Annotated in this window: 26 protein-coding genes; 16 read left to right on the top strand and 10 right to left on the bottom strand. The window is 43.8% G+C overall.

What is annotated here, in order from left to right:
* Window positions 1–7 precede the first annotated feature (7 nt).
* Window positions 8–1,207, top strand: a complete 1,200-nt coding sequence (locus V7728_RS03485) for a pyridoxal phosphate-dependent aminotransferase (protein ID WP_021494772.1) — start codon at window positions 8–10, stop codon at window positions 1,205–1,207.
* A 16-nt stretch (window positions 1,208–1,223) separates the two neighbouring features.
* Here V7728_RS03485 and V7728_RS03480 read toward each other — a convergent pair whose 3' ends face one another.
* Complete coding sequence (locus V7728_RS03480) at window positions 1,224–2,003, bottom strand: SDR family oxidoreductase (protein WP_007407669.1); 780 nt, start codon at window positions 2,001–2,003, stop codon at window positions 1,224–1,226.
* Window positions 2,004–2,283: 280 nt separating this feature from the next.
* On the opposite strand from V7728_RS03480, the gene V7728_RS03475 reads away from it, so the two are divergent.
* From V7728_RS03475 to V7728_RS03465, 4 genes are all read left to right on the top strand, one after another.
* Entirely contained in the window at window positions 2,284–2,694 is a 411-nt protein-coding gene (locus V7728_RS03475) for a thioredoxin family protein (RefSeq protein WP_098081863.1), read from the top strand.
* Complete coding sequence (locus V7728_RS20455; RefSeq protein WP_145956853.1) at window positions 2,618–3,085, top strand: MauE/DoxX family redox-associated membrane protein; 468 nt, start codon at window positions 2,618–2,620, stop codon at window positions 3,083–3,085. The genes V7728_RS03475 and V7728_RS20455 overlap by 77 nt, the downstream gene beginning before the upstream one ends.
* A 72-nt stretch (window positions 3,086–3,157) precedes the next feature.
* Window positions 3,158–3,916, top strand: a complete 759-nt coding sequence (locus V7728_RS03470; protein WP_098081862.1) for a hypothetical protein — start codon at window positions 3,158–3,160, stop codon at window positions 3,914–3,916.
* 151 nt (window positions 3,917–4,067) lie between these two features.
* Window positions 4,068–4,262, top strand: coding sequence for a response regulator transcription factor (locus V7728_RS03465; RefSeq protein ID WP_017418691.1), 195 nt, complete (start codon window positions 4,068–4,070; stop codon window positions 4,260–4,262).
* Between the two features lie 397 nt (window positions 4,263–4,659).
* Here V7728_RS03465 and V7728_RS03460 read toward each other — a convergent pair whose 3' ends face one another.
* Both V7728_RS03460 and hemQ read right to left on the bottom strand, forming a co-directional pair.
* A complete protein-coding gene (locus V7728_RS03460) occupies window positions 4,660–4,857 on the bottom strand; it encodes a helix-turn-helix transcriptional regulator (RefSeq protein ID WP_017418693.1) in 198 nt (65 codons plus the stop codon).
* 143 nt (window positions 4,858–5,000) lie between these two features.
* Window positions 5,001–5,765: a hydrogen peroxide-dependent heme synthase gene (gene hemQ / locus V7728_RS03455; RefSeq protein WP_003151011.1), complete on the bottom strand. Its 765-nt coding sequence runs from the start codon at window positions 5,763–5,765 to the stop codon at window positions 5,001–5,003.
* Window positions 5,766–6,026: 261 nt separating this feature from the next.
* On the opposite strand from hemQ, the gene pta reads away from it, so the two are divergent.
* Window positions 6,027–6,998, top strand: a complete 972-nt coding sequence (gene pta, locus V7728_RS03450; RefSeq protein ID WP_003151012.1) for a phosphate acetyltransferase — start codon at window positions 6,027–6,029, stop codon at window positions 6,996–6,998.
* A gap of 36 nt (window positions 6,999–7,034) precedes the next feature.
* On the opposite strand, the gene V7728_RS03445 is transcribed toward pta, so the two are convergent.
* Window positions 7,035–8,012 carry a YeiH family protein gene (locus V7728_RS03445; RefSeq protein ID WP_099567172.1) on the bottom strand — a complete coding sequence of 326 codons (978 nt, stop codon included), beginning with the start codon at window positions 8,010–8,012 and terminating at the stop codon, window positions 7,035–7,037.
* A gap of 115 nt (window positions 8,013–8,127) precedes the next feature.
* On the opposite strand from V7728_RS03445, the gene V7728_RS03440 reads away from it, so the two are divergent.
* The 6 genes from V7728_RS03440 (at window position 8,128) to V7728_RS03415 (ending at window position 12,833) form a co-directional block, all read left to right on the top strand.
* Window positions 8,128–9,027: a LysR family transcriptional regulator gene (locus V7728_RS03440; RefSeq protein ID WP_099567171.1), complete on the top strand. Its 900-nt coding sequence runs from the start codon at window positions 8,128–8,130 to the stop codon at window positions 9,025–9,027.
* 46 nt (window positions 9,028–9,073) lie between these two features.
* On the top strand, window positions 9,074–9,937 hold the full coding sequence (locus tag V7728_RS03435) for a lipoate--protein ligase family protein (protein WP_007407665.1): 864 nt from the start codon (window positions 9,074–9,076) through the stop codon (window positions 9,935–9,937).
* A 151-nt stretch (window positions 9,938–10,088) separates the two neighbouring features.
* Window positions 10,089–10,268, top strand: a complete 180-nt coding sequence (locus V7728_RS03430) for a hypothetical protein (RefSeq protein WP_003151018.1) — start codon at window positions 10,089–10,091, stop codon at window positions 10,266–10,268.
* A 48-nt stretch (window positions 10,269–10,316) separates the two neighbouring features.
* Complete coding sequence (locus V7728_RS03425) at window positions 10,317–11,240, top strand: DUF6895 family protein (RefSeq protein WP_076424682.1); 924 nt, start codon at window positions 10,317–10,319, stop codon at window positions 11,238–11,240.
* Window positions 11,209–12,006, top strand: coding sequence for a hypothetical protein (locus tag V7728_RS03420; protein WP_076424680.1), 798 nt, complete (start codon window positions 11,209–11,211; stop codon window positions 12,004–12,006). The genes V7728_RS03425 and V7728_RS03420 overlap by 32 nt, the downstream gene beginning before the upstream one ends.
* Window positions 11,997–12,833: a hypothetical protein gene (locus V7728_RS03415; RefSeq protein ID WP_076424678.1), complete on the top strand. Its 837-nt coding sequence runs from the start codon at window positions 11,997–11,999 to the stop codon at window positions 12,831–12,833. Before V7728_RS03420 ends, V7728_RS03415 begins: the two co-directional genes overlap by 10 nt.
* Here V7728_RS03415 and V7728_RS03410 read toward each other — a convergent pair.
* The 5 genes from V7728_RS03410 to V7728_RS03390 all read right to left on the bottom strand — a co-directional run bounded on the left by V7728_RS03410 (window position 12,823) and on the right by V7728_RS03390 (window position 16,695).
* Window positions 12,823–13,776: an ABC transporter permease gene (locus tag V7728_RS03410; protein ID WP_007407660.1), complete on the bottom strand. Its 954-nt coding sequence runs from the start codon at window positions 13,774–13,776 to the stop codon at window positions 12,823–12,825. The two genes, V7728_RS03415 and V7728_RS03410, sit on opposite strands and share 11 nt — an antisense overlap.
* Window positions 13,773–14,693: an ATP-binding cassette domain-containing protein gene (locus tag V7728_RS03405; protein WP_007407659.1), complete on the bottom strand. Its 921-nt coding sequence runs from the start codon at window positions 14,691–14,693 to the stop codon at window positions 13,773–13,775. Before V7728_RS03405 ends, V7728_RS03410 begins: the two co-directional genes overlap by 4 nt.
* 97 nt (window positions 14,694–14,790) lie before the next feature.
* On the bottom strand, window positions 14,791–15,345 hold the full coding sequence (locus V7728_RS03400) for an HAAS signaling domain-containing protein (protein WP_015418448.1): 555 nt from the start codon (window positions 15,343–15,345) through the stop codon (window positions 14,791–14,793).
* Window positions 15,346–15,660: a PadR family transcriptional regulator gene (locus V7728_RS03395; RefSeq protein WP_015418447.1), complete on the bottom strand. Its 315-nt coding sequence runs from the start codon at window positions 15,658–15,660 to the stop codon at window positions 15,346–15,348.
* A gap of 261 nt (window positions 15,661–15,921) precedes the next feature.
* On the bottom strand, window positions 15,922–16,695 hold the full coding sequence (locus V7728_RS03390) for an RsfA family transcriptional regulator (RefSeq protein WP_012118695.1): 774 nt from the start codon (window positions 16,693–16,695) through the stop codon (window positions 15,922–15,924).
* Window positions 16,696–16,897: 202 nt separating this feature from the next.
* Between V7728_RS03390 and V7728_RS03385 the strand changes: the two genes are divergently transcribed.
* The 3 genes from V7728_RS03385 (at window position 16,898) to V7728_RS03375 (ending at window position 19,123) form a co-directional block, all read left to right on the top strand.
* The gene (locus tag V7728_RS03385) at window positions 16,898–17,122 is read left to right on the top strand and encodes a DUF1450 domain-containing protein (protein ID WP_003151034.1); all 225 of its coding nucleotides are present in this window, start codon (window positions 16,898–16,900) and stop codon (window positions 17,120–17,122) included.
* 159 nt (window positions 17,123–17,281) lie between these two features.
* Window positions 17,282–18,583 carry an HD domain-containing protein gene (locus V7728_RS03380; protein ID WP_003151035.1) on the top strand — a complete coding sequence of 434 codons (1,302 nt, stop codon included), beginning with the start codon at window positions 17,282–17,284 and terminating at the stop codon, window positions 18,581–18,583.
* Between the two features lie 39 nt (window positions 18,584–18,622).
* Window positions 18,623–19,123 (top strand): YwgA family protein, encoded by a 501-nt coding sequence (locus V7728_RS03375; RefSeq protein WP_007407653.1) that lies wholly within the window; start codon window positions 18,623–18,625, stop codon window positions 19,121–19,123.
* A 64-nt stretch (window positions 19,124–19,187) separates the two neighbouring features.
* Here V7728_RS03375 and V7728_RS03370 read toward each other — a convergent pair whose 3' ends face one another.
* Window positions 19,188–20,567, bottom strand: a complete 1,380-nt coding sequence (locus V7728_RS03370) for an amino acid permease (RefSeq protein WP_041482224.1) — start codon at window positions 20,565–20,567, stop codon at window positions 19,188–19,190.
* A 384-nt stretch (window positions 20,568–20,951) separates the two neighbouring features.
* On the opposite strand from V7728_RS03370, the gene V7728_RS03365 reads away from it, so the two are divergent.
* The gene (locus tag V7728_RS03365) at window positions 20,952–21,371 is read left to right on the top strand and encodes a MarR family winged helix-turn-helix transcriptional regulator (protein ID WP_012118692.1); all 420 of its coding nucleotides are present in this window, start codon (window positions 20,952–20,954) and stop codon (window positions 21,369–21,371) included.
* Window positions 21,372–21,387: the final 16 nt, after the last annotated feature.

Below are 21,387 nucleotides of genomic sequence, written 5' to 3'. Positions count from 1 at the left end.
CTTTCAGATGGAAATCATACCGTCCGACGTCATCAAGACACTTCCGAAACAGGAATTTTCGCTCGTTTTTCAAAAGGTAAAAGAGATGGAGAAAACGGGAGCCCAGATCATTAATCTCGGGCAGGGGAATCCCGATCTCCCCACACCGCCGCATATCGTTGAAACATTGCGGGAGGCTGCGCTGAATCCTTCGTATCACGGATACGGCCCGTTCAGAGGCTATCCGTTTCTGAAAGAAGCCATCGCGGAATTTTATGAGAGAGAGTACGGGGTATCGGTCAATCCGGAGACAGAAGTCGCGCTGTTCGGCGGAGGGAAAGCTGGTTTGTACGTTTTGACGCAATGCCTGCTGAATCCCGGCGATATCGCCTTAGTCCCGAACCCAGGCTACCCTGAGTATTTATCGGGCATTACAATGGCCAGAGCGGAGCTGCATGAGATGCCGCTTCATCCGGAAAACGGCTATTTGCCGGATTTTGAGCGGATTGATCCCGCCGTCCTGAAAAAAGCCAAGCTGATGTTTTTGAATTACCCGAATAACCCGACGGGCGCGACTGCGGATCAGGCGTTTTATGAAAAAGCGGCAGCGTTTGCAAAAAAACATGACATCCACCTTATTCACGATTTTGCATACGGCGCGTTCGAATTTGATCAGAATCCGGCCAGCTTTCTTCAGGCGAAAGAAGCGAAAACGGTCGGCGCGGAGCTTTATTCATTTTCGAAAACCTTCAATATGGCAGGCTGGAGAATGGCATTTGCCGTGGGGAATGAGAAAATCATTCAGGCGGTCAATGAGTTTCAGGATCACGTCTTCGTCGGCATGTTCGGCGGTCTTCAGCAGGCGGCAGCGGCGGCGCTGTCAGGAAATCCTGAGCATACCGAGCGTCTGAAGCGCACATATAAAGAACGGATTGACTTTTTCACGGCGTTATGTGAAAAGGAATTAGGCTGGAGCATTGAAAAACCGAAAGGGACTTTTTATGTATGGGCTGAAATTCCGAATGAATTCGAGTCTTCACACCAGTTTTCGGACTATTTGCTGGAGCATGCCCATGTTGTCGTGACGCCCGGCGAGATTTTCGGCAGCGGCGGAAAGCGTTATGTCAGAATATCAATGGTGGCAAAACAGGGTGATTTAAGGGAATTCGTGCTGCGGATTCAAAAGCTCGGTTTGTCCTTTCCTTCATTACAAGAAACATCCCGCTGAGAGCGGGATGTTTTTATTATATGCTTTTCATGCTGCCGCCGTCGGCTGATACTTGCTGTCCGGTAATATAGGAGGCTTCTTCAGAGGCAAGAAAGGCAGCCAGCGCCGCGGTTTCTTCCGCAGTTCCGACACGCTTCATCGGGACGCCTGAGGCAATCCGTTCTTCCGCTTCCGCTTTAGAAATGCCGTTTTGCTTCATGACATTCTTCACGAATTGGTGATAACGGTCTGTGGCGATAAACCCGGGATTCAGACAGTTGACAGTAATGTGAAAAGGCGCAAGCTGAATGGCGATGTTTTTGCTGGCATTAATTAAAGCGGCGTTCATCATGCTGTTGGTAAACATATTGGCGCCGGGTTCTTTCCATAGGTTTCCGACGATATTAATGATTCTGCCGAATTCGTGCTGTTTCATGATTGCTGCGGCCGTTTTCATAGAGTCGATATAGGCGATCGTTTTATTCGTAAAGGTATTTGTCATATCCTCTATATCGCAGTTTTCAAAGGTATCCGGCGAGCCGCCCGGAATGTTGTTGATCAATACATCAAGCCGTCCGCATTGTGATCTGATCTCTTCAAAAATGCCGGCTCTTGTCTTCTGGTCCGACATATCCCCGGCCAGAACGGTGACGCCCGCATCCGGATGTTTGGCGAGGATCTCTTCTTTTACCGATTCGATATTTTCGGGAACTCGTGAATTAATGACGGTATGAAAGCCATTGTCCGCCAGTTTCAGAGCGATCGCTTTGCCGATCCCCTGACTGGCTCCCATAATAAACGCGGTTCGTTTTGACAACTGTCTGCACCCCTTTACCAAAATGGAATCTCCTTTACATCGTAAAAAAAAATGATAAAAATAGCAAATTTTATTTAAATTCTGGTAAAGAAAAAATAATAAGTGAACTTAACCTTAGTTGAAATAAAAATTTCATTAATCAGTATAGAATCAATTTTGAAATAATATATGAAATGGTAAAAAATACCCTTTTATAAAAAGAATCCTTACGTTAGCATATAAAATATTCAAAAAACAAACCGGGAAAGAGAATAAAAAATTAAAAAGGAGGTTAGTTTTAATGAAAAAAAAGGAGCGCATAATTATTGTAATATCAATCCTTATAATATTTTGTTCATTGATAGCAGTTGCATCAAATATCTATCAAAAAAAAGATAATTTATATGCTGGGCAGGCTACTACAAATGAAGTGAGAAATGCAATAAAAGATCAAAATCACGTATTTGTATACTATTATCAAATAAATTGTCTTCATTGTAAAAGGGTTTCACCATATCTTATTCCGATGGGAGAGAGAATAAACGGAAAATTCCTTATATTAAACATCGAAGGTGATCAAAAATCTTGGGAAAGTTATAAGATAAATCAAACACCGACATTAGTCGTTTATAAAAATGGAAGGGAAACTAATAGAATTGAAGGGGAACAGACTAAGAATAAATATAAAAACTTTTTTAATTCGGAAAGTTGAGCATGTATCCGTAGCAATCATATCAATAATAATGCTGTATTCTGGTTTTATGAAATTATTTGACGTATATAGTTTTATATTTTCACTACAATATTATCAATACATACCCGAGTCAATGTATCTAATAGTAGGGTTTGCAGTCCCCATTATTGAAATAATGATTGCGTTTTTGATCTGGGTGAAACGATTTCGATATTTTTTTGTAATATTTTATAAACTGTTAATCACAATATTTCTTATTCTGTTAATAGCTAATTTCGGTAGATATTTTCCGTATGGTTGTGGTTGTTTTGGTAATGGAAACGCAGAAACTATTGGTTATTCAACGATTTTCAGAGAGGTTTTGTTTTTGATCCCAAGTTCTTTGTACTTAATCTTAAGGAAATATTGAATATATAAATATTTTCGGTTAACCGCAATTTTTTTATATTATGATTACAAAAAAAGGAAAGGGAGAGATCATATGATTAAAAAAATTTGGGATGCAAAGCACTACCTACTGTTGACTTTATCAATCTTATTGGCAATTTCGTGTATATTGCCTAATTTTGCATCAGCGGATTATGAGCCAGGAGATGAAAAATTAAGTAGAGCATCCAAATCTGAAACATTAAAAATTGATGACTGGATTAAAGATTGGGGAAAAAAAGATGAAAAACTGGCGTTGATGAAGAAGTACAGCAAAAACATAAAGTTTGATAACAGCAAAAGACATATGATGAAAGTTGATAATTATGGAAATAAAACGCTTTATTATGCATATTATCCTTTAAAAGGAGAAAACGTCGAAAAAGATAGCAATTTTATCGTTATACTAGATGAAAATGGTAAAATTATAGAAGACTACTCTTTATTTGGTGTAAGGGAGAAATCTGGGAAAGTTGCTTCAAAGGTGATTAAAAATAAAAAACTCATTTATAATGCTGAAATTAATAAATCTGGAGAAGTTGAATCAGGTTTTGTTATTAAAGACAATGGTGAAAAAGTTGATTTAACAAAAAACATGTCTTCTCAGGGGTTTAAGCAATGGTGGAACTGCTTTAATTCTTGTTTATCGGGACAAGGGGTTGCTTCGTGGGCAATCGCTGCATTAGCCACACTATGTGGTGTTGCTTGTGCTAGCACTGCTGGTGCTGGTTGCTATGCTTGTCTGTTGGCAGCTGATGTTGCAACTGGTTCTGTAATAGGAGTTTGTTATGGACGATGTAAAAGTAAATTTTAAATTTGTAAAATTAGCAGGGCAATCCCCTGCTAATTTTTTATAAAGATCAAGTAAATATTGGGCTCAGTCAATCGTTTTTAAATTATAAATAAAGGGACCTAATGTATGGTAGCGTGGTTCCAAAGATTTTGTTTTAAAGGGGTTTTCAAAGGTGAACAATATAACGAAAACAGAGAGTGAAATCATTGATCTAATAGCTAAAGAAAAATCCAATATAGAAATAGCTGAACAATTAGGTTATTCTCAAAGAGCTATTGAATATCATATAGCAAAAATACGTAAAAAGTTAAATGTACGTTCTCGAGTTGGAATAATAGTAAAAGCTTTCAAAAAAGAATTAATTTAACTAACTTTCAGTATTAATTGTTAGTATTTCTTATTTAGAATGAGGATCGATATAAATGCTGTACTTATAACTAACGAGGAAAATAAGAGTAAAATCTGTTCTTTGTCTAGGTTGATTAAATTAAAATAAAATATTGTCAAGAAAATGAAAAGATAAATTAAGGTTAGCATAAAAGTATAGGCTAAGCTCTTCTGTATTATAAACTTTCCTCGTTCATCTCTTTTTAATGGTAATGATGGGAAGGTAGCCCATAGAACAAAGCTTATTATTGAAAGAGTTAAGATGGGAAAAGTTATTGAAGGTAATTTTGTTTGCGTAAATATTGATAGTGCTATAAAAGCTCCCGAGACGATAATGAAAAAAACAAAAGATATTAAAAAAAAGTTCTTCTTCATTTCTATTCCTCCTCTAACAAAAATATATTCTCTACACTTTCCTTGAAAATCTTTGCTATTTTCAAAGCTAAGGGCAGGGAGGGATTATATTTCCCATTCTCAATTGAAATGATGGTTTGTCTGGACACTTTTAATTTCAAGGCTAACGTTTCCTGTGAATAAGAATGCCTCTGTCTAATTTCTTTTAACCGATTTTTCACTCATATTTCACCTCATTTCGATACAACAATTGCTCAGTAAGTAAAGTGCGCTTTACGTAAAGTAAACTTTACATTAGGTTCAATATTTTGTCAATAGTTTTTTGAAAAAAGCCTGATTTTTAAAATCAGGCTTTAACAACTTATTACACGTGCAAAAACTTCGGAAGCGTGTCGAGAGACAAGCGGTTTCCGACAAAAAATGAACCGAATTCGCCGTAGCGCGCGCTGACTTCATCAAAGCGCATTTCGTAAACAAGTTTTTTGAACTGAAGCACATCATCGCTGAAGAGCGTGACGCCCCATTCGTAATCGTCAAAACCGACAGATCCCGTGATAATCTGTTTGACTTTGCCGGCATAGCTTCGTCCGATCAAGCCGTGGCTTCTCATCAGGTTTCTGCGTTCATCCATAGAAAGCATGTACCAGTTGTCATTGCCGCTTCTTCTTTTATCCATCGGATAGAAGCAGACGTATTTCGCTTCCGGCAGCTCAGGATACAGGCGGGCGCGGACATGCGGATTTTCATAAGGATCGCCTTCTCCGCTTGCGAGGTAGTTGCTCAGCTCAACCACGGACACGTAAGAATAAGCCGGGATTGTAAATTCAGCAAGCTTTGATTTGTTAAATTCAAGCTCGATTTCGTTCAGCTCTTCCATTGTCGGGCGAAGAATCATCAGCATAAAATCAGCTTTCTGTCCGACGATGCTGTAGATGGTTTGAGAGCCTTTGCCTTCTTTTTGGGCGACGCCCCATTTTTCAAGCAGTCCCGTAAATTCGTGAATAATCGACAGGCGCTCATCGCTGGATAACATCTTCCATGACGTCCAGTCCATTGTGCGGAAATCGTGAAGCGCGTACCAGCCGTCAAGCGTTTGGGCGGCTTCGTTCGTTTTTTGCTGCTCACTCATGTATCTTCACTCCTATATCTTTTCATTACATTGATGCCTTCACTATATCACAGTTTAACCGTTTCGGCTGTGGAGAAACCTTGAATAATCCGAAGCCTTGTGTCAGAAACTATGCCGTGAACAAACGGTCAATTAAATTAGTTAGAAAAATAAGATTTCTTTTTGAAAGCGCTATAATAGAAGTTGGTTATTTGAATTTAGCTGGAAGAAGAGTATGCTGTAAAAGTAAGCGTTTTTTGTCAACATAGAGGAGGGTATATCGTGGCAGATTTATTTACAAAAGTACAAGAAAAAGTCGCAGGAAAAGATGTGAAAATCGTATTTCCTGAAGGGTTGGACGAACGTATCCTGGTTGCGGTCAACAACTTGGCGGGCAACAAGGTATTAAAGCCGATCGTAGTCGGCAATAAAGAAGACATTCAAGCAAAAGCGAAAGAATTAAATCTTACGCTTGACGGCGTGGACATTTTTGACCCGCATACATATGAAGGCATGGAAGAACTCGTTCAGGCTTTCGTAGAACGCCGCAAAGGCAAAGCGACGGAAGAACAGGCCCGCAAAGCTTTGCTGGACGAAAACTATTTCGGCACGATGCTTGTGTACAAAGGTCTCGCAGACGGACTTGTCAGCGGAGCTGCACATTCTACTGCTGATACGGTGCGCCCTGCACTGCAAATCATCAAAACAAAAGAAGGCGTGAAAAAAACATCAGGCGTCTTCATCATGGCCCGCGGTGACGAGCAGTATGTGTTCGCTGATTGCGCGATCAACATTGCTCCTGACAGTCAGGACCTTGCCGAAATCGCCATTGAAAGCGCCAATACGGCTCAAATGTTTGACATTGACCCGCGCGTTGCCATGCTCAGCTTCTCTACAAAAGGATCGGCGAAATCAGACGAGACGGACAAAGTGGCTGAAGCGGTGAAAATTGCGAAGGAAAAAGCGCCTGAGCTTACGCTTGACGGCGAATTCCAATTCGACGCTGCATTTGTGCCGTCTGTCGCGGAGAAAAAAGCGCCGGACTCCGACATTAAAGGAGACGCGAATGTATTTGTATTCCCAAGCCTTGAAGCAGGAAACATCGGCTACAAAATCGCTCAGCGCTTAGGCGGCTTTGAAGCGGTCGGACCGATTCTGCAAGGATTAAATATGCCTGTAAACGATCTTTCCAGAGGATGTAATGCGGAAGACGTCTACAATCTTGCGTTAATTACGGCTGCTCAAGCGCTGTAATCCGCAAAAGCCGGCCTTTATGAGGGCCGGCTTTTTTTATAGAAAAAACGTCACTGCGGCCCAGCCGAACAGGGACAAACAGAGAGAACCGATCAAGCCTGCTGCGAGCGCCCGCCAGCCGTTATGACGAAACGCCGATATATGGACTTTCAAACCGAGACCCGCCATCGCCATGCCGATGAAAACATAAGACACTTGAACAAGAAACGCGGAAAACGAGGCTGAAATAACGCCTGATGTATGGATGGCGCTCATTCCGAGAAATCCGAAGATAAACCAGGGGATGGGGAGCGAAGCGGCAGAAGCCGTCTTTGACTTTCCGCTGCGGCGCGCCCGCAATCCGAGCATGAATGCGGCCGGGACGAGCAGCGCGACCCGGGTCAGTTTGACGATCACCGCCATCTCGACGGCTGCTTTTCCTCCGGCGCTGCCGGCCGCCGCCGCATGCGCCACCTCGTGAAGCGTTGCCCCGCAAAAGGCTCCGTAAGCCGCAGGAGAAAAGCTCAATCCATGATAAGCAAGAGAATATACAACAGTAAAAACGGTTCCTAATAACGAAACGGCGGCCGCGCTGATGGCGGCTGCATTTTCATTTGATCTGATCTGCGGCGCGATCGCGGCAATGGCAGCCGCTCCGCAGATCGCTGTGCCGCAGGCTGTCAGCGTGCTGAGTGTCTGATCTATACGGAACAGCCGGGACAGTCCGTATACAACGGCACCCGCAAACATCATACAGCAGACGGCAATTGCAAATACGTGCCAGCCCGCATGATAGATATCCGCCAGATTCAGTCTCATGCCAAGCAGGATGATGCCTGCTTTCAGCAAGTATTTGCCTGAGAACGCGATCCCCGGCTCTAATGCCGCCCGCTGTCCGAATACGGCGCGCCAGAGCATGCCGATCAGCATTGCAAGGACAAGCATTCCGAACATATGAAAAAACGGCAGGCGGCTGACATAGAAAGCCGCAAACGCAATTCCTGCGGTAACTGAAACACCTTTTACCATCTTCATCTCAGTCACTTCCCATTATCTTGATAACTCCACTTTACTGCGGTCTTAATCATTAGTAAAATATATTTATATGATCTAAATGATTAGGAAAAATAATGATTAGGGGCGATGCTTTTTGTATTATGGGGAACTGAAAACATTCATTGCCGTCGTGGAAGAAAAAAACTTTACAAAGGCGGCGCAGAAGCTGATGATTTCTCAGCCAAGCGTCAGCCTTCACATTAAAAACCTGGAGAAAGAATTTCAAACCGCCTTGCTGAACCGCTCTCCGAAGCACTTTACGACTACACCGACGGGGGACATTCTCTATCAGCGCGCCAAGCAGATGGTCTTTTTGTACGAACAGGCGAAATCCGAAATTTACGCCCATCATCATTATGTCAAAGGGAAGCTCAAAATCGCCGCGAGCTTTACCATCGGCGAATATATTCTGCCGCCGCTTCTCGCAAAGCTTCATGACGAGTATCCCGAGCTGAACCTGGACGTCATGATCGGAAACACGGAGGAGGTCAGCGAAGCGGTTCGGATGCTTCAAGCCGATATCGGATTAATTGAAGGGCATACGGGGAAAAACGAGCTGGACATTCAGCCGTTTATGGAGGATGAATTGTGCATTGCCGCACCGAACGGACACCCGCTCGCCGGCAGAAAAAACATCCCGGCTGCCGAATTGCAAAATCAAGCATGGGTGACGAGGGAGAAGGGTTCGGGAACGAGGGAATATTTAGACCACGTTCTTCAATCAAACGGACTGCGGCCGAAATCCATGATGACGATCAGCAGCAACCAGGGCGTCAAAGAAGCCGTGATCAGCGGAATGGGTCTTTCCGTTCTGTCAAAAAGCGTGCTGCAAAAGGATCTGCTTCACGGCAGCATTTCCGTGCTTGAGATAAAAGGATTCTCCTTAAAACGGAAACTGTCTATCATCCAATCTTCCATTATGGAGAACACAAAAAACAAAGAAATCTTCATCGCTCTATTGAACAGCCAATTTCAATCATCACAAGCGGAGTGATATAATAAATGCATGGAAAGCCTATGACGAAAGGGATTTAAAATAGATGGGAAAGCAACCGATTGATTTACTGATGCAGCCGAGCTGGAGAATCATTGACCAATCCAGCCTCGGCCCTTATTTTGATGCGAAGCAGTCATTCGCAATGGATGATACGCTGTGCGCCTCCGTAGGCAAAGGGGAATCGCCTGCGACGGCACGCTCTTGGGTGCACCACCGGACGATCGTGCTCGGCATTCAGGACACGCGCCTGCCGTTTTTAGAGGACGGCGTGAAATTGCTGGAGGACGAAGGCTACCGTGTCATTGTCCGCAATTCCGGAGGCCTCGCCGTCGTACTGGACGAAGGCGTATTGAATATCTCGCTTATTTTTGAAGACGAGAAAAAAGGCATCGACATCGACAGAGGCTACGAGGCGATGACAGAGCTGGTGCGGCGGATGCTGCGTCCGCACCATGCCGAAATTGAAGCATATGAAATTAAAGGATCGTACTGCCCGGGCAGCTATGATCTCAGCATCGGCGGCCGAAAATTCGCGGGAATCTCACAAAGACGCCTGCGGGGCGGAACCGCGGTTCAGATTTACCTCTGCGCCGATAAAAGCGGAAGCGAACGCGCCGATCTGATCAGACGTTTCTATCAAGCCGCTTTAAAAGACAAAAGCAACGATACAAAAGGCGTATATCCCGATATCCGGCCCGAAACGATGGCTTCATTAAGCGAATTGCTGCAAACGGACATTACCGTGCAAGACTTAATGCTGGCGCTTTTGACTGAACTGAAGGAACTCAGCGGACGCCTGTATGCAGCCGGATTATCGCCGGAAGAGGAAATGGTATTTGAAAAAAATCTGACCCGAATGCTGGAACGGAATGAGAAGGTGTTCGGCACGCAGGAAAGCTTGGACTAAGTCCGGGTTTTTTTGTTTTTGGTAATTATATACTATTTAGTTATAGTGAATAAGAATCGTTATATCAAAACTAGTTTACATTATATACCTTATTTGATTAATATATTTATGTAGGTTCCAAATAATTCTATAAACTAAAGGAGATGGAGATATGAACTTTAAAAAAATAAAAGAAGAAAAAAGAATCACGATCCCGACACATTTGTTAGCCGGAGATGCGGAACAATCAGGCAATTCTTTCGCTTGGAGCGGCTGGGTGCTTGTAGTGCCGAGCCAAGAAGACAATCAAAACCCGAATTTGAATTTCTCTGATTTAGCCGCTCAAAAGTAGGATAATCACTGTTTGGAGCCTACACATCTGAGACGAGGCGGTGAGAGTTTGACACAAGAGTATATAACAGAAATTAAGCGGGGAGCACTGTCATGGATTGTTAAAAATATCCATTATTTCGATATGAATCATAAAGTAGCAAATGATTTCAGGTGGCGCCTTAAAACATTTATAGAACTCATTTTTCTTACCAATTACCTGATCAGAAATCAGGCAGATGATAAGGAAGTTGCTGTTTTAACGGAGTTTATTACAGAAAGGCTCCGTAATGATCAGCTTGAAGAATTTATTCATTTTGATCCGGACGGTCTCGCTGGATTGGCTATTGCGGGTGAATTTCTTACCTTGACTGATCATCCGTCACGGGCTTCGGTGATATGGGAGCTGGAAAAATTCACGGCAGCGCGTTTTGATTGCAGCCTTGCTAAAGTTCCCTTTCGGAAAATGGATCTGAAGTACAGTCTGCAAAGAGCAGGCGTAACCTCGGAAATAACGGATTTTTCTGACTTATATCACTACACAGCAGCTGGTCAGGATATCCCAAATACATATATGACGGATCATGATGCGTACAGCATCACTCATACGATTTTTTATATAACAGACATGGGATGTTCTTCGCTTACGGATAAAGAGTATCATCTGCCGTCGTTAAAAGAAAAGGTCCTGAAATTTCTCGGGATCTATATCTGTCTTGAGAATTTAGATATTACCAGTGAATTATTGATGTGCAGCTCTTTTTTACATATCAACATGGATAAGGACAACCATAAACCGCTTTATGAAGCAGCCTGGAATAAAATCTATCAGGGCCGAATGAAAGAGGGGAATGTCCCGAGCATCACCTATCAACATAAACCCGGTTTGAAAGGTGAACAGCGAAGAGAAGATGTGTTCAAACATTGCTATCATACAACACTTGTCGCCGCTGGCGCCGCGCATGCCTGTCTTAGGGCAGAAAGGAACGATTAACTTGAATAGATTAGCTGAAGAGACAGATCAATTTTTATTATCTTTTGCTGAACAATCGCTTCCGGATCAAAAGAGCATTCAGCTGTTTGCCGGCTTCTGCAAGTACTACAGGAAGACGAGCCATTCTTCCGCTGTAAAAGAACATACTGAAAGGATTGCCTCCGCTTTCGTTGATAAGTCATGCTGGGAAGATCTGTTTCACTGTAACACGGCCATTGTCAATGAGTTGATTCATATCTATTTAACGGCAAAAGCTTATAAAAAGAAGCAGGGAATGGATTCGGATGATCAGGTCATACGTCACGGATTGCAAAACGGCTATCTTATAAAAAAAGAATGGCCTTATTTTAAATACGCCGAATTTGTCGGTTTGCTGAGCGAGCTGGGAATGTCAACTGACCATGAAAAAGTGCGCTTTTACAAGAATTCGATGTTTCAGCCTTTGCTCCATGACGCATGGAAAAGAACAGCTGAAAACGAGCTGGAGTTTGTCGAGTACTGTCTTCTTCATTTGAATGAGGGAGAGCATCTGCTTCATCCCGGCTTGAAAGTGTCCATTCAAAAATGGCTTGTGTTTTGTCTCGGCAGCCGAAAAATGAAACAGCTGTGCAATATGTTATTTATCCAATCGTGTATCGATCCATTTTTTTATGGCTGTCAAGCGGCTCTTCATCAAATAAATAACGAGAATCCATCCATTCATTGTGCTCCGGCTCTTCTGCCGGCGATTGAGATTCTGAATCTGGAGTGTGGAACATGCAGATAGTCAAGGAACATTTTAATATAAAAAAAACAGAAGAATGGCTGCTGGGTTTTTGGAAGAACATTCAGCTGCAGCCGGAAGAAATGGAAGCAGATGATCTCATGCACCTGTTTTGCGGTTTAGCGGCATGTCATCATTTTGAAAGCAGAAAGGATACAGAAGAAGTTATTCTATTCCTAGACCGTTATTTCGGAGAAAAAACACACGAATGCCATCCAGTCCTGTTCGCGTATGCGTATCATGTGTACCGCAGGATAGATGCCGCAAAAAGCATCTTTTTTCATAACGGACTTGAACAAATGGCCCGCGGTTTACAAGAGGAACTGAAATCAGAGCCCTCCTCTATGATCCTCATGGTGTTAGGGGCTTATTTTGGGGCGGTGACTCCGGAAGAACTGATCGTGTTCTTAGAAACCGGGATGAAACGTGAGGCCGATTTGCTCATGGCGCCGGGCGGCATCCAGCAAGAACAGGCGGATGCCCTTTATGCCGTCACTTATTTGCAAATGAATGAATTGCAGCCTTTTCTCACGGAATGGTACAAAACATCAGACTTTGCTTTTTCAGGTTTAATGTTAGCCGAGTGCAGAAAGTATCACATTGACGCCGTTGCAAAATACACAGCCATTATGGAATTTCTCCAATTCGATGAGGCGCTTTTTATACGGGAAGGGCGGGAATTTCTACGCTTTCAGCAGCGAAGCAGCGGGAGCTTCGGTTATTTGAATCCGTTAGCGATGGACCAAGGGGCGGCCAGCGGCAAATTACTGGACCGGCAGTATTTCCTGCCGTCCGCTCATTATGCCGCCGCCTCTCTGTCTATGCTGTAATGTCTCTCTTTTGAAAGACAGAAAAAGAAATCAATAAACAAATAAGAAAGTAGATCGCTATAACCGTCATGGAATAGGGGATGTTTAACGTTGAAATCGCATCACCCGCGCTTTTATTTACATAAGCAACGAGATTTAAATGCGGAAAGAGCGTAAATTTATACCACGTAAATTGGGCAAGCAAATCAGTTCCGCCCAATATACTGCCGGCAAACAGCAGTAAAATCGATAAGCAAAGGGAGAGCGCCTGGCTTTTGCACAATACTGACAAAGTGAACGCAATGGTGACAATGCTTATAATTGATATGAAACGCAAAAGCAGAATGATTCCGGATGCTTTGATTGAACTGATGGTATACAGACTGTCATTTAAATGAGTATAGACGAGCGGATATGAAGCATTGGAAAAACCGAATAACACGCCGCCGATCAGCAAACAGCTCACACAGTAAAATAAGTAAACCATGCCGGTAAACAGAAGAGACGCCAGAAATTTCGATGTTAAAATCCGCCATCTTCGGTTCGGGCTTGTAGCGATAAACTTAATCGTCCCAAGGGCAAACTCTTTAGAAACAACCCCGCTGACGGTTAAAATCGCGGTCAAGCTGACGAAAATCTCAAGCCCGTTTGAAGTAACCGTGCCGAAAAACCTCCAGCCGTTCCATTCATAGGGGTTGATGTTATGCTCCAAATAATAGTCTTTATTCTTAACATCAGCAGAATAATAAACGCCTGTCGTTTCAGCCGGTTTATCAATTTCTTCCTGTTTTTTTTCGGCGAGAAGCCGTTCTTTCCAATTGTTATCCGAGGAAGCATCTAACTCATGATTCATAATAAGGCCGGCCAGCAAAACGATGAGAAACAGGAAAAAAAGAGATAAAAGTGTGCCTTTTTTTCGGGTTATTTTTATGAATTCGTTCTGCGCCAGATGAAATATGCTCATACCGCGTCCTCCTGATCTGTAATCATCATGTATTTCTCTTCCAATGACAAAGTTCTTGCAGAAACGCGGGAAATCAGAATCTCTTTCTCTGCCAAAGATTTAATGACATACGGGATGGTATCTTCTTCCGCTTCCAATTCAATGATGCGGCTGTCTTTTTGCTGTACTTGAAGAATACCGTCCTGCTCTAATATTTCTTTCGCCCTTGCCGGATGATCGACCGTGACGGTAAACAGTTTTTTCTGACCAAGGTCATGTCTGTTCTTCATGTCTTCAATTCCTAAAATCCGTCCCTTTTTAATATAGGCAACCCTATCGCAAATCTCCTCCATTTCCGACAATAAATGGCTCGATAATAAAATAGAAACCCCTTGCTTCGATAAATCGGAAAGAATGGTGCGCAATTCTTTCATTCCTTTAGGATCGAGGCCGTTCATCGGTTCATCCAGAATTAATAATCCGGGATTGTGAAGAAGAGAATAAGCGAGCCCCAAGCGCTGTTTCATACCTAATGAGAAATGTTTCACTTTTTTGCGGGCAGCCTGCTCTAGCCCGACTTTTGCAAGGGTATTCATAAGGTCATCCGTTCGCAGCGAGGTGCTGCGCAGTTTAGTAAAATATTTTAGGTTTTGCAAAGCGGTCATATTCGGATACATATCCGGGCCTTCAATGATAACCCCGATATGTCTCATAAAATATTCAAAGTCGCTGTCCGGTCTGCCTCTGAATGAAATGGCTCCTTCTGTTTTTTTAATAAGCTGTACGATCATTCTGAAAATAGTGGTTTTCCCTGAGCCGTTCGGCCCTAAAAGGCCGAAGATCTCGCCTTTTCTCACATCGAAAGAAATTGACTGTACAATAGGGGTATGATTGATTGTTTTAGAGACATCTTTTAATATCAGGGCTGGTTCAGTCATGATATTTGCACACCTTCCTTATGATTTAGGGTAAAAGCCGTCAAAACCGAAGAACATGCTTCCGATCAGGCCGGCAGCGATTAAAATGAGAGCAATGCTATACCACATTTTTCGATTCAATGGTTTCCCTCCTTACAACGCTGACATTCCATTTGAAATAGCGCAAAAAGATGCGGAATATCAGTTTCGAAAGATCAAATCCGGCCATAAACACCGCCATACCCGCTCCAAGAACCATACATCCGTTAAAAATGGCTGTTATAATCGGCACTTTTACGAGGAGAAAGAATGATCCGGTCATCAGCATCAGACCGATCGCCATCAAACTTAACACCGCAACAGAGGCAAAAAGAAACGGTGTCAGCATAAACATGAAGTTGAACATGCCCATCCCCAGCATCAGGCCGAATGCTTTGAAAAAGGAGCGCCATGTTTTCTGCTCCTCGGCATCACTGATGAAAATATCCGCTTTTAAGGCGCGCGCAAGTGTTTTGGGGTTTCCTAAATTGCCGGCGATTTGTTCATCGCTTTTTCCTTCAGCGCCGCCCATTTGGAATATTTCGCCGATATCGGCGAGTATCTCTTTTTGCTCAAGTTCCGGCAGATCTTTTATTTCCCGCCGGAGATGTTTTAAATATTGGTCTTTACACATTCATTTTCCCTCCTTAATGATGCTGTTCACTTTTTCGGACAGGTCAAGCCATTCCGATTTTAATGTGTGATGATATAAGGCGCCTTCTTCTGTTACTTTGTAATATTTGCGTGATGGGCCTTGATCGGAAGCTGCTGTATACGTTTTTAGGTAGTTATTTTTTGTGAGTCTTCGTAATATGGGGTAGATGGTGCCCTCCGATACAGGGAACGTTTCACTTATGATCTTGATTAATTCATAACCATATAAATCTTCATAAAGAAGCAGGGACAACACACAAAGTTCCAACGCTCCTTTTCGTAATTGGCTACTCATTTACTATCATTCCCATCATATCTAATAATTGTATTCTCTATACAGTGTATTGCACAGTAGCTAATCGATCAATAATTCCCAAGAACCATTTGGGATGAGGAATTGAATCTTTATGCTTATGTGCGGGCGGGGACCGAGATGTGCAGCCCTTGCGGGAAGAAGGCCTCCTGAACAATGTTTACATTAATATAGATCAGGATGCGCGTCATTGACAAATGGCAAAAACCCCTTTTTCCATGACAAGGAAAGGGGTTTTTTGAGTTATTCGGCCATTTTTTCTAAATTGCCGTTCCGGTCCATTTTGAAGGACGGAGAGGCATGTTCGTCGTCTTCAAATAAAACTAGTTTTCTGGCTCTGTTCATAATTTTCACCAAGGTTTCGTAGTCTTCCTGAATGGTTTTTTGATCTTTTTCAAGCTTTTCGACGGCCGCTTCCAGCTGCTCGGTTTTAGACTGAAGTTCTTGGTTTTCCCGTTTTAAACGGTCATTTTCCATTTGCAGGGCGGAAGTTTGCTTTCCGCTGCCTTCATAGCTCTGCAGAAATTGAATGACGTCTGCCATTGTGAGCTCCGCCTTTTGGCTCGGCTGCTGAGGCGCCAGCAAATGTGATAAACTAGCTAACTCTTCCTTGAAGCTTTCATCGACATAAGGCATATGTTCGCCGGACATGACGGCTTGCCGATCCTCTTTTGGCGCTTCCGTTTGAACCGTCTCTTCGGCTGCGGTTTCCTGCATGATGTCCGCATCCGGCGCAGGCGGCTGATATAATAGTTTCTTCTTGGCCGGCTGGCCGTTTCCGAGCGCGCGCATCCGCTGTTTCCGCTGTTTTTTGGCAAGCTGAAGCGCTTTTTCGTATTGATGGCGCACGACGGCATTCCATCTGAAACCGCACGCTGCCGACGTTCTGTTTAATTTATCGCCTACCTCTTCAAAGGCGTTCAGCTGCGTGCTTCCTTCCCGGACGTGCCGGAGCACGGTTTCCGCAAGCAGCAGGTCGTTTTCCTCCGACCAGGCGTCCTGTCTTTGTTTTGTCAATGTTCTCAACCCCCAATATCTTTGATGGTATTAGAATGTCCAGATTGGAAAATATTTATACAAATTGGCTGAAAGAATGAGAGATACGCAGAGCCTTGCAGGATAAGATGAATCCTTGTACAATGAGATGTGATGTGATTTTTTTCGTTTTTAAAATTAAGATTTAACATAGAGGAACATTGAATGAAGGGAAGCGTACATCATGGCTAATGAATTCCGAGTGTGTGATGATTGCCAGGCCACCAATATTAAGACTTTGCTGCCGCGTTTGAAAGAAGCTGACCCGGATGCAAAAGTGGAGGTCGGATGTCAGTCATATTGCGGGCCCGGACGCAAAAAATCGTTTGCTTTCGTAAACAACCGCCCGCTGTCGGCGCCGACTGAGGATGAGCTGATTGAGAAAGTGAAAAAGAAGATCAAAAAGTAAATGTGTATTTTACGACAGCCTCGCCCGACGGGTCAGGCTTTTTTGCTTCAAAAAATCAATGACGGAATACTGGAACAAAACGCCGGACAAATTCAAGGATGTTTTCAAATTACAGAGCCGATATAATAGAATCACGGCTAAAAAAAAGAGGGAATGACGATGGCGTATCCAAACGGAAAATTATCAGAAGAAAAAGTGTTTAAAGATCCCGTTCACCGCTATGTTCATGTGCGGGACAAGCTGATCTGGGATTTGATCGGCACCCGTGAATTTCAGCGGCTGCGCCGGATCAAACAGCTCGGTACGACGTATTTGACGTTTCACGGCGCGGAACACAGCCGTTTTAACCATTCTCTCGGCGTCTATGAGATTGTCAGACGAATGGTTGATGATGTTTTTAAAGGGCGTCCTGAATGGGATGACAATGAACGCGAACTCTGTCTCAGCGCCGCGCTTTTGCACGATTTGGGACATGGGCCGTTTTCGCATTCCTTTGAAAAGGTTTTTCATCTGGATCATGAAGACTATACGAGGGAAATCATTCTCGGCGACACCGAGGTGAATCAGGTTCTCAGAAAGGCGGGACCGGGATTTCCGCAGGATGTTGCCGAAGTCATTGCCAAAACATACAAAAACAAACAGGTGGTCAGCCTGATTTCGAGCCAGATTGACGCCGACAGGATGGATTACCTTCAGCGGGACGCATACTATACGGGCGTCAGCTACGGACATTTTGATATGGAACGGATTTTAAGGGTGATGCGTCCGCGAGAGGACCAAATCGTCATTAAGCAAAGCGGCATGCACGCCGTCGAAGACTATATTATGAGCCGCTATCAAATGTACTGGCAGGTGTATTTTCATCCCGTGACGAGAAGCGCTGAAGTCATTTTGACGAAAATTCTCCACCGTGCGAAGCAGCTCCATGAAGAAGGGTATATCTTCACTCATGCTCCCGTTCATTTTTATTCCATTTTTGAAGGGAAGCTGACGCTTGCGGATTATCTGAAGCTTGATGAAGCCATCATTTTATATTATTTCCAGGCTTGGGAAGAAGAAGAGGACCCGATTCTGTCCGACTTGTGCCGCCGCTTCATTAACCGCCAGCTGTTTCAATATGCCGAATTTAACCCCAATGAGGAAATGTCGGCTTATTTTGAACTGACCGCTCTGTTTAAAGAGGCGGGAATTGATCCCAATTACTATTTAGTGGTCGATTCTTCATCGGATCTGCCGTATGATTTTTACCGGCCGGGTGAAGAGGAGGAGCGTCTGCCGATTCACCTGTTAACGCAGAACGGCCAGATCAAAGAGCTGTCCAGGCAGTCCGCCATTGTCGAATCCATTTCGGGCAAACGCCGGACGGACCATAAGCTCTACTATCCGATGGACCTCATTTGTGACGATTCAGAAAACCCTGAAGCAAAATTAAAAATCCGGCAGCTGCTGGGACTGACATAGAAGGATTTTGGTAAAGAAGGAAAAGGAGATGTCGGGAATTTGTTGAAAGAACATGCAAAACTGATGAAGGTGTTCTCGGATTCTGGAGAAATCATCGGGCGGAAAAAGCTGCAGAAAATCATTTATATCGCGAAGAAAATGCAGTATCCTTTCTACGAAAAATATGATTTTCATTTTTACGGCCCGTATTCCGAAGAACTGACGCTTCGAATTGAAGAGCTGTGCAATCTTGGGTTTCTGGATGAGGTGAAGGAAAAAAAGGGCGGCTACTTTCAATACCGGTACTCGCTGACGGAGACGGGAGCCGAGTTTTTACATCATGCGGAGCTTACGATGCCGGATATGAAGAAGTACATCGACAGCGTCAACAGCCGCTCATCCCGGTTTTTGGAGCTGGTGTCTACGATTTTGTATTTTGACGGCCTTGAAGCTGAGGAAAAGAAAGAGAAAGTGTTTACGATAAAAAGCAAACAGAAATATACGGATGAAGAATATGATGAGGCGCTTCACTACATAGAAGAGCTGAAACACATTTGTTAAAGGCGATGGCTTTCGTCTTTTTTGATGAAAAAACCAGGCCGCGATAAAGCGGGCCTGGTTTTGTTTATTGTCTCAATTTGCTGTGCTTGTACGAATATAAAAAGTAAACGATCACGCCGATGATCAGCCAGACGGCAAAATAAAGCCACGTTTTCAGCGGCAGATTGACCATTAAAAACAAACAGCAGATAATGGCCAAAATCGGCAGTACGGGTACAAAAGGCACTTTAAATCCCCGTGGCAGATCCTTATGGGTGCGGCGCAGAATCAGCACGGACAGACTGACCATGGCGAATGTCAATAATGCGCCGATGTTTGAGAGATCTGACAGCTCTTTCAGATCAACAAAACCCGCGATGCAGGCGCTGATCAGTCCGATCAGCCACGTATTAAAGATCGGCGCTCCCGATTTCTTTCCGACAATAGTAAAGACTTTCGGCAGCATTCCGTCTCTTGCCATCGCAAAAGATATACGGGTCGCCGCATAGGTATGGGCGAGAACGACGGCCATCAGTCCGATCACCGCACCGGCAGCGATAACGCCCGCCACCGCGTTTTGTCCGACAGACTGCAACACATAAGACATGGCTTCCGGCACATTAAGCTGTGAATACGGAACCATACCCGTCATGACGAGACAGACGATGACGTATACAAATGTACAGATCACCAATGAACCGATAATACCGATCGGCAGGTTGCGCTGCGGTTTTTTGACTTCTTCAGCCGAAGCGGAAATCGCGTCAAATCCGAGAAACGCAAAAAAGACGGCAGAAGCCCCCGTAATGACGCCTTTGATTCCAAAAGGCATAAAAGGATGCCAATTGCCCGGCTTTACAAAAAAGCTTCCTGTGATGATAAACAGCAAAACAATTCCGATTTTTACGAGAACCATTATATTATTAAAGGTTTTGCTCTCTTTAGAGCCGCGTGACAGAACGACGGCAATTAATAGAGTAATGATGATGGCAGGAAGGTTGACGATGCCCCCCTGGCTCGGCACGTGCAGCAGACTGTCCGGCAAAGGCATGCCGATTTCGGCTAACAGATTATTAAAATAACTTGACCAGCCGCTTGCCACCGCCGACGCCGTCACCATATAAACGGATAAGAGCGTCCAGCCCATTAAATGGCCGACAATTTCTCCCATGGTAGTGTAAGAGTAAATATAGGCACTTCCGTAAACCGGGAGAACAGAAGCGATTTCGGCGTAACATAATGCTGCAAGGCTGCAGACAACGGCTGCAATGATAAAAGAAAAGATTACGGAAGGCCCGGCGTTTTTCGCGGCCGTAATGCCTGTAAGAACCATGACGCCCGTCCCGATGACGGCGCCGATGCCCAGTAATGTTAAATCAAATCCACCCATCGTTTTGGCAGTCTGCCTGTTTCTGCTTTGTTCAAGCAGCTGGGTGATGTCTTTTTTTTGTAGGATATTCCGCAACACGCATCCCTCCATCCAAAAGTAAAAGCCAAGAGGGCCTCTTTGGCTTTTACCCGTGTCACATCTTCTGTGTAATCGACAATCCTGTGTTCTGTTTCCCCGTCTGTTCCGTTTCTTTTCCAGTCATATTGTCTGCCGCATCCGATCAGATTATCCTTTCCGTCAAACGCAGTCACCCTTAATGATTTTACCTGAATCATGTCTATAAAACCAGCATTGCATAAAAGGGATGGGTAAAAAAGCAGGAGATAATAGTCTGTATAGGGCAGGATAAAAGTTGTGGGCTTTCCGGCCGGAATTTTGACTTTCTCCGTAAGGTATCAGTAAAATGTAATAAAAAACAAACAATGATGATGGATGCATCTTGAAATGGGGAGTTTCTGCATGAAGCACGATATATTACAAGCAAATGTACTGGATTACGCGCTCACGAAATATTTAAAGAGCACGAAAAAGCTTGATGAGGCGACAATTCCGAAGAGTATAAACAATATCAGAGGATTTATTCTCAGGATTATTTACCGGCACGGCACGTGCACGATTAAAGATATATTGCAGGAAGTCACATTATCGCCTTCAGCCACGACAACCGCTCTGAATCATTTAGAAAAAGAGGGTTTCGTGGAAAGGTCGAGAAATAACGAAGACCGGCGCACGGTATGGATGACGCTTTCCGAATCGGGAAAAATGGCGGCCATGCAAATGATTGAAAACCGTCAGATGCTCATTGACGAGCTGTTCGAAGCATTGACAGAAGAAGAAAAGAATACCTTTTTCAGCCTCGTTGAAAAAGTAATGAAATAAGCCGGCCTGACATAGC

Source organism: Bacillus sp. JHAA, assembly GCF_036961585.1.
GTDB lineage: Bacteria > Bacillota > Bacilli > Bacillales > Bacillaceae > Bacillus > Bacillus velezensis.
This window is presented reverse-complemented; position numbering and strand designations above follow the sequence as displayed.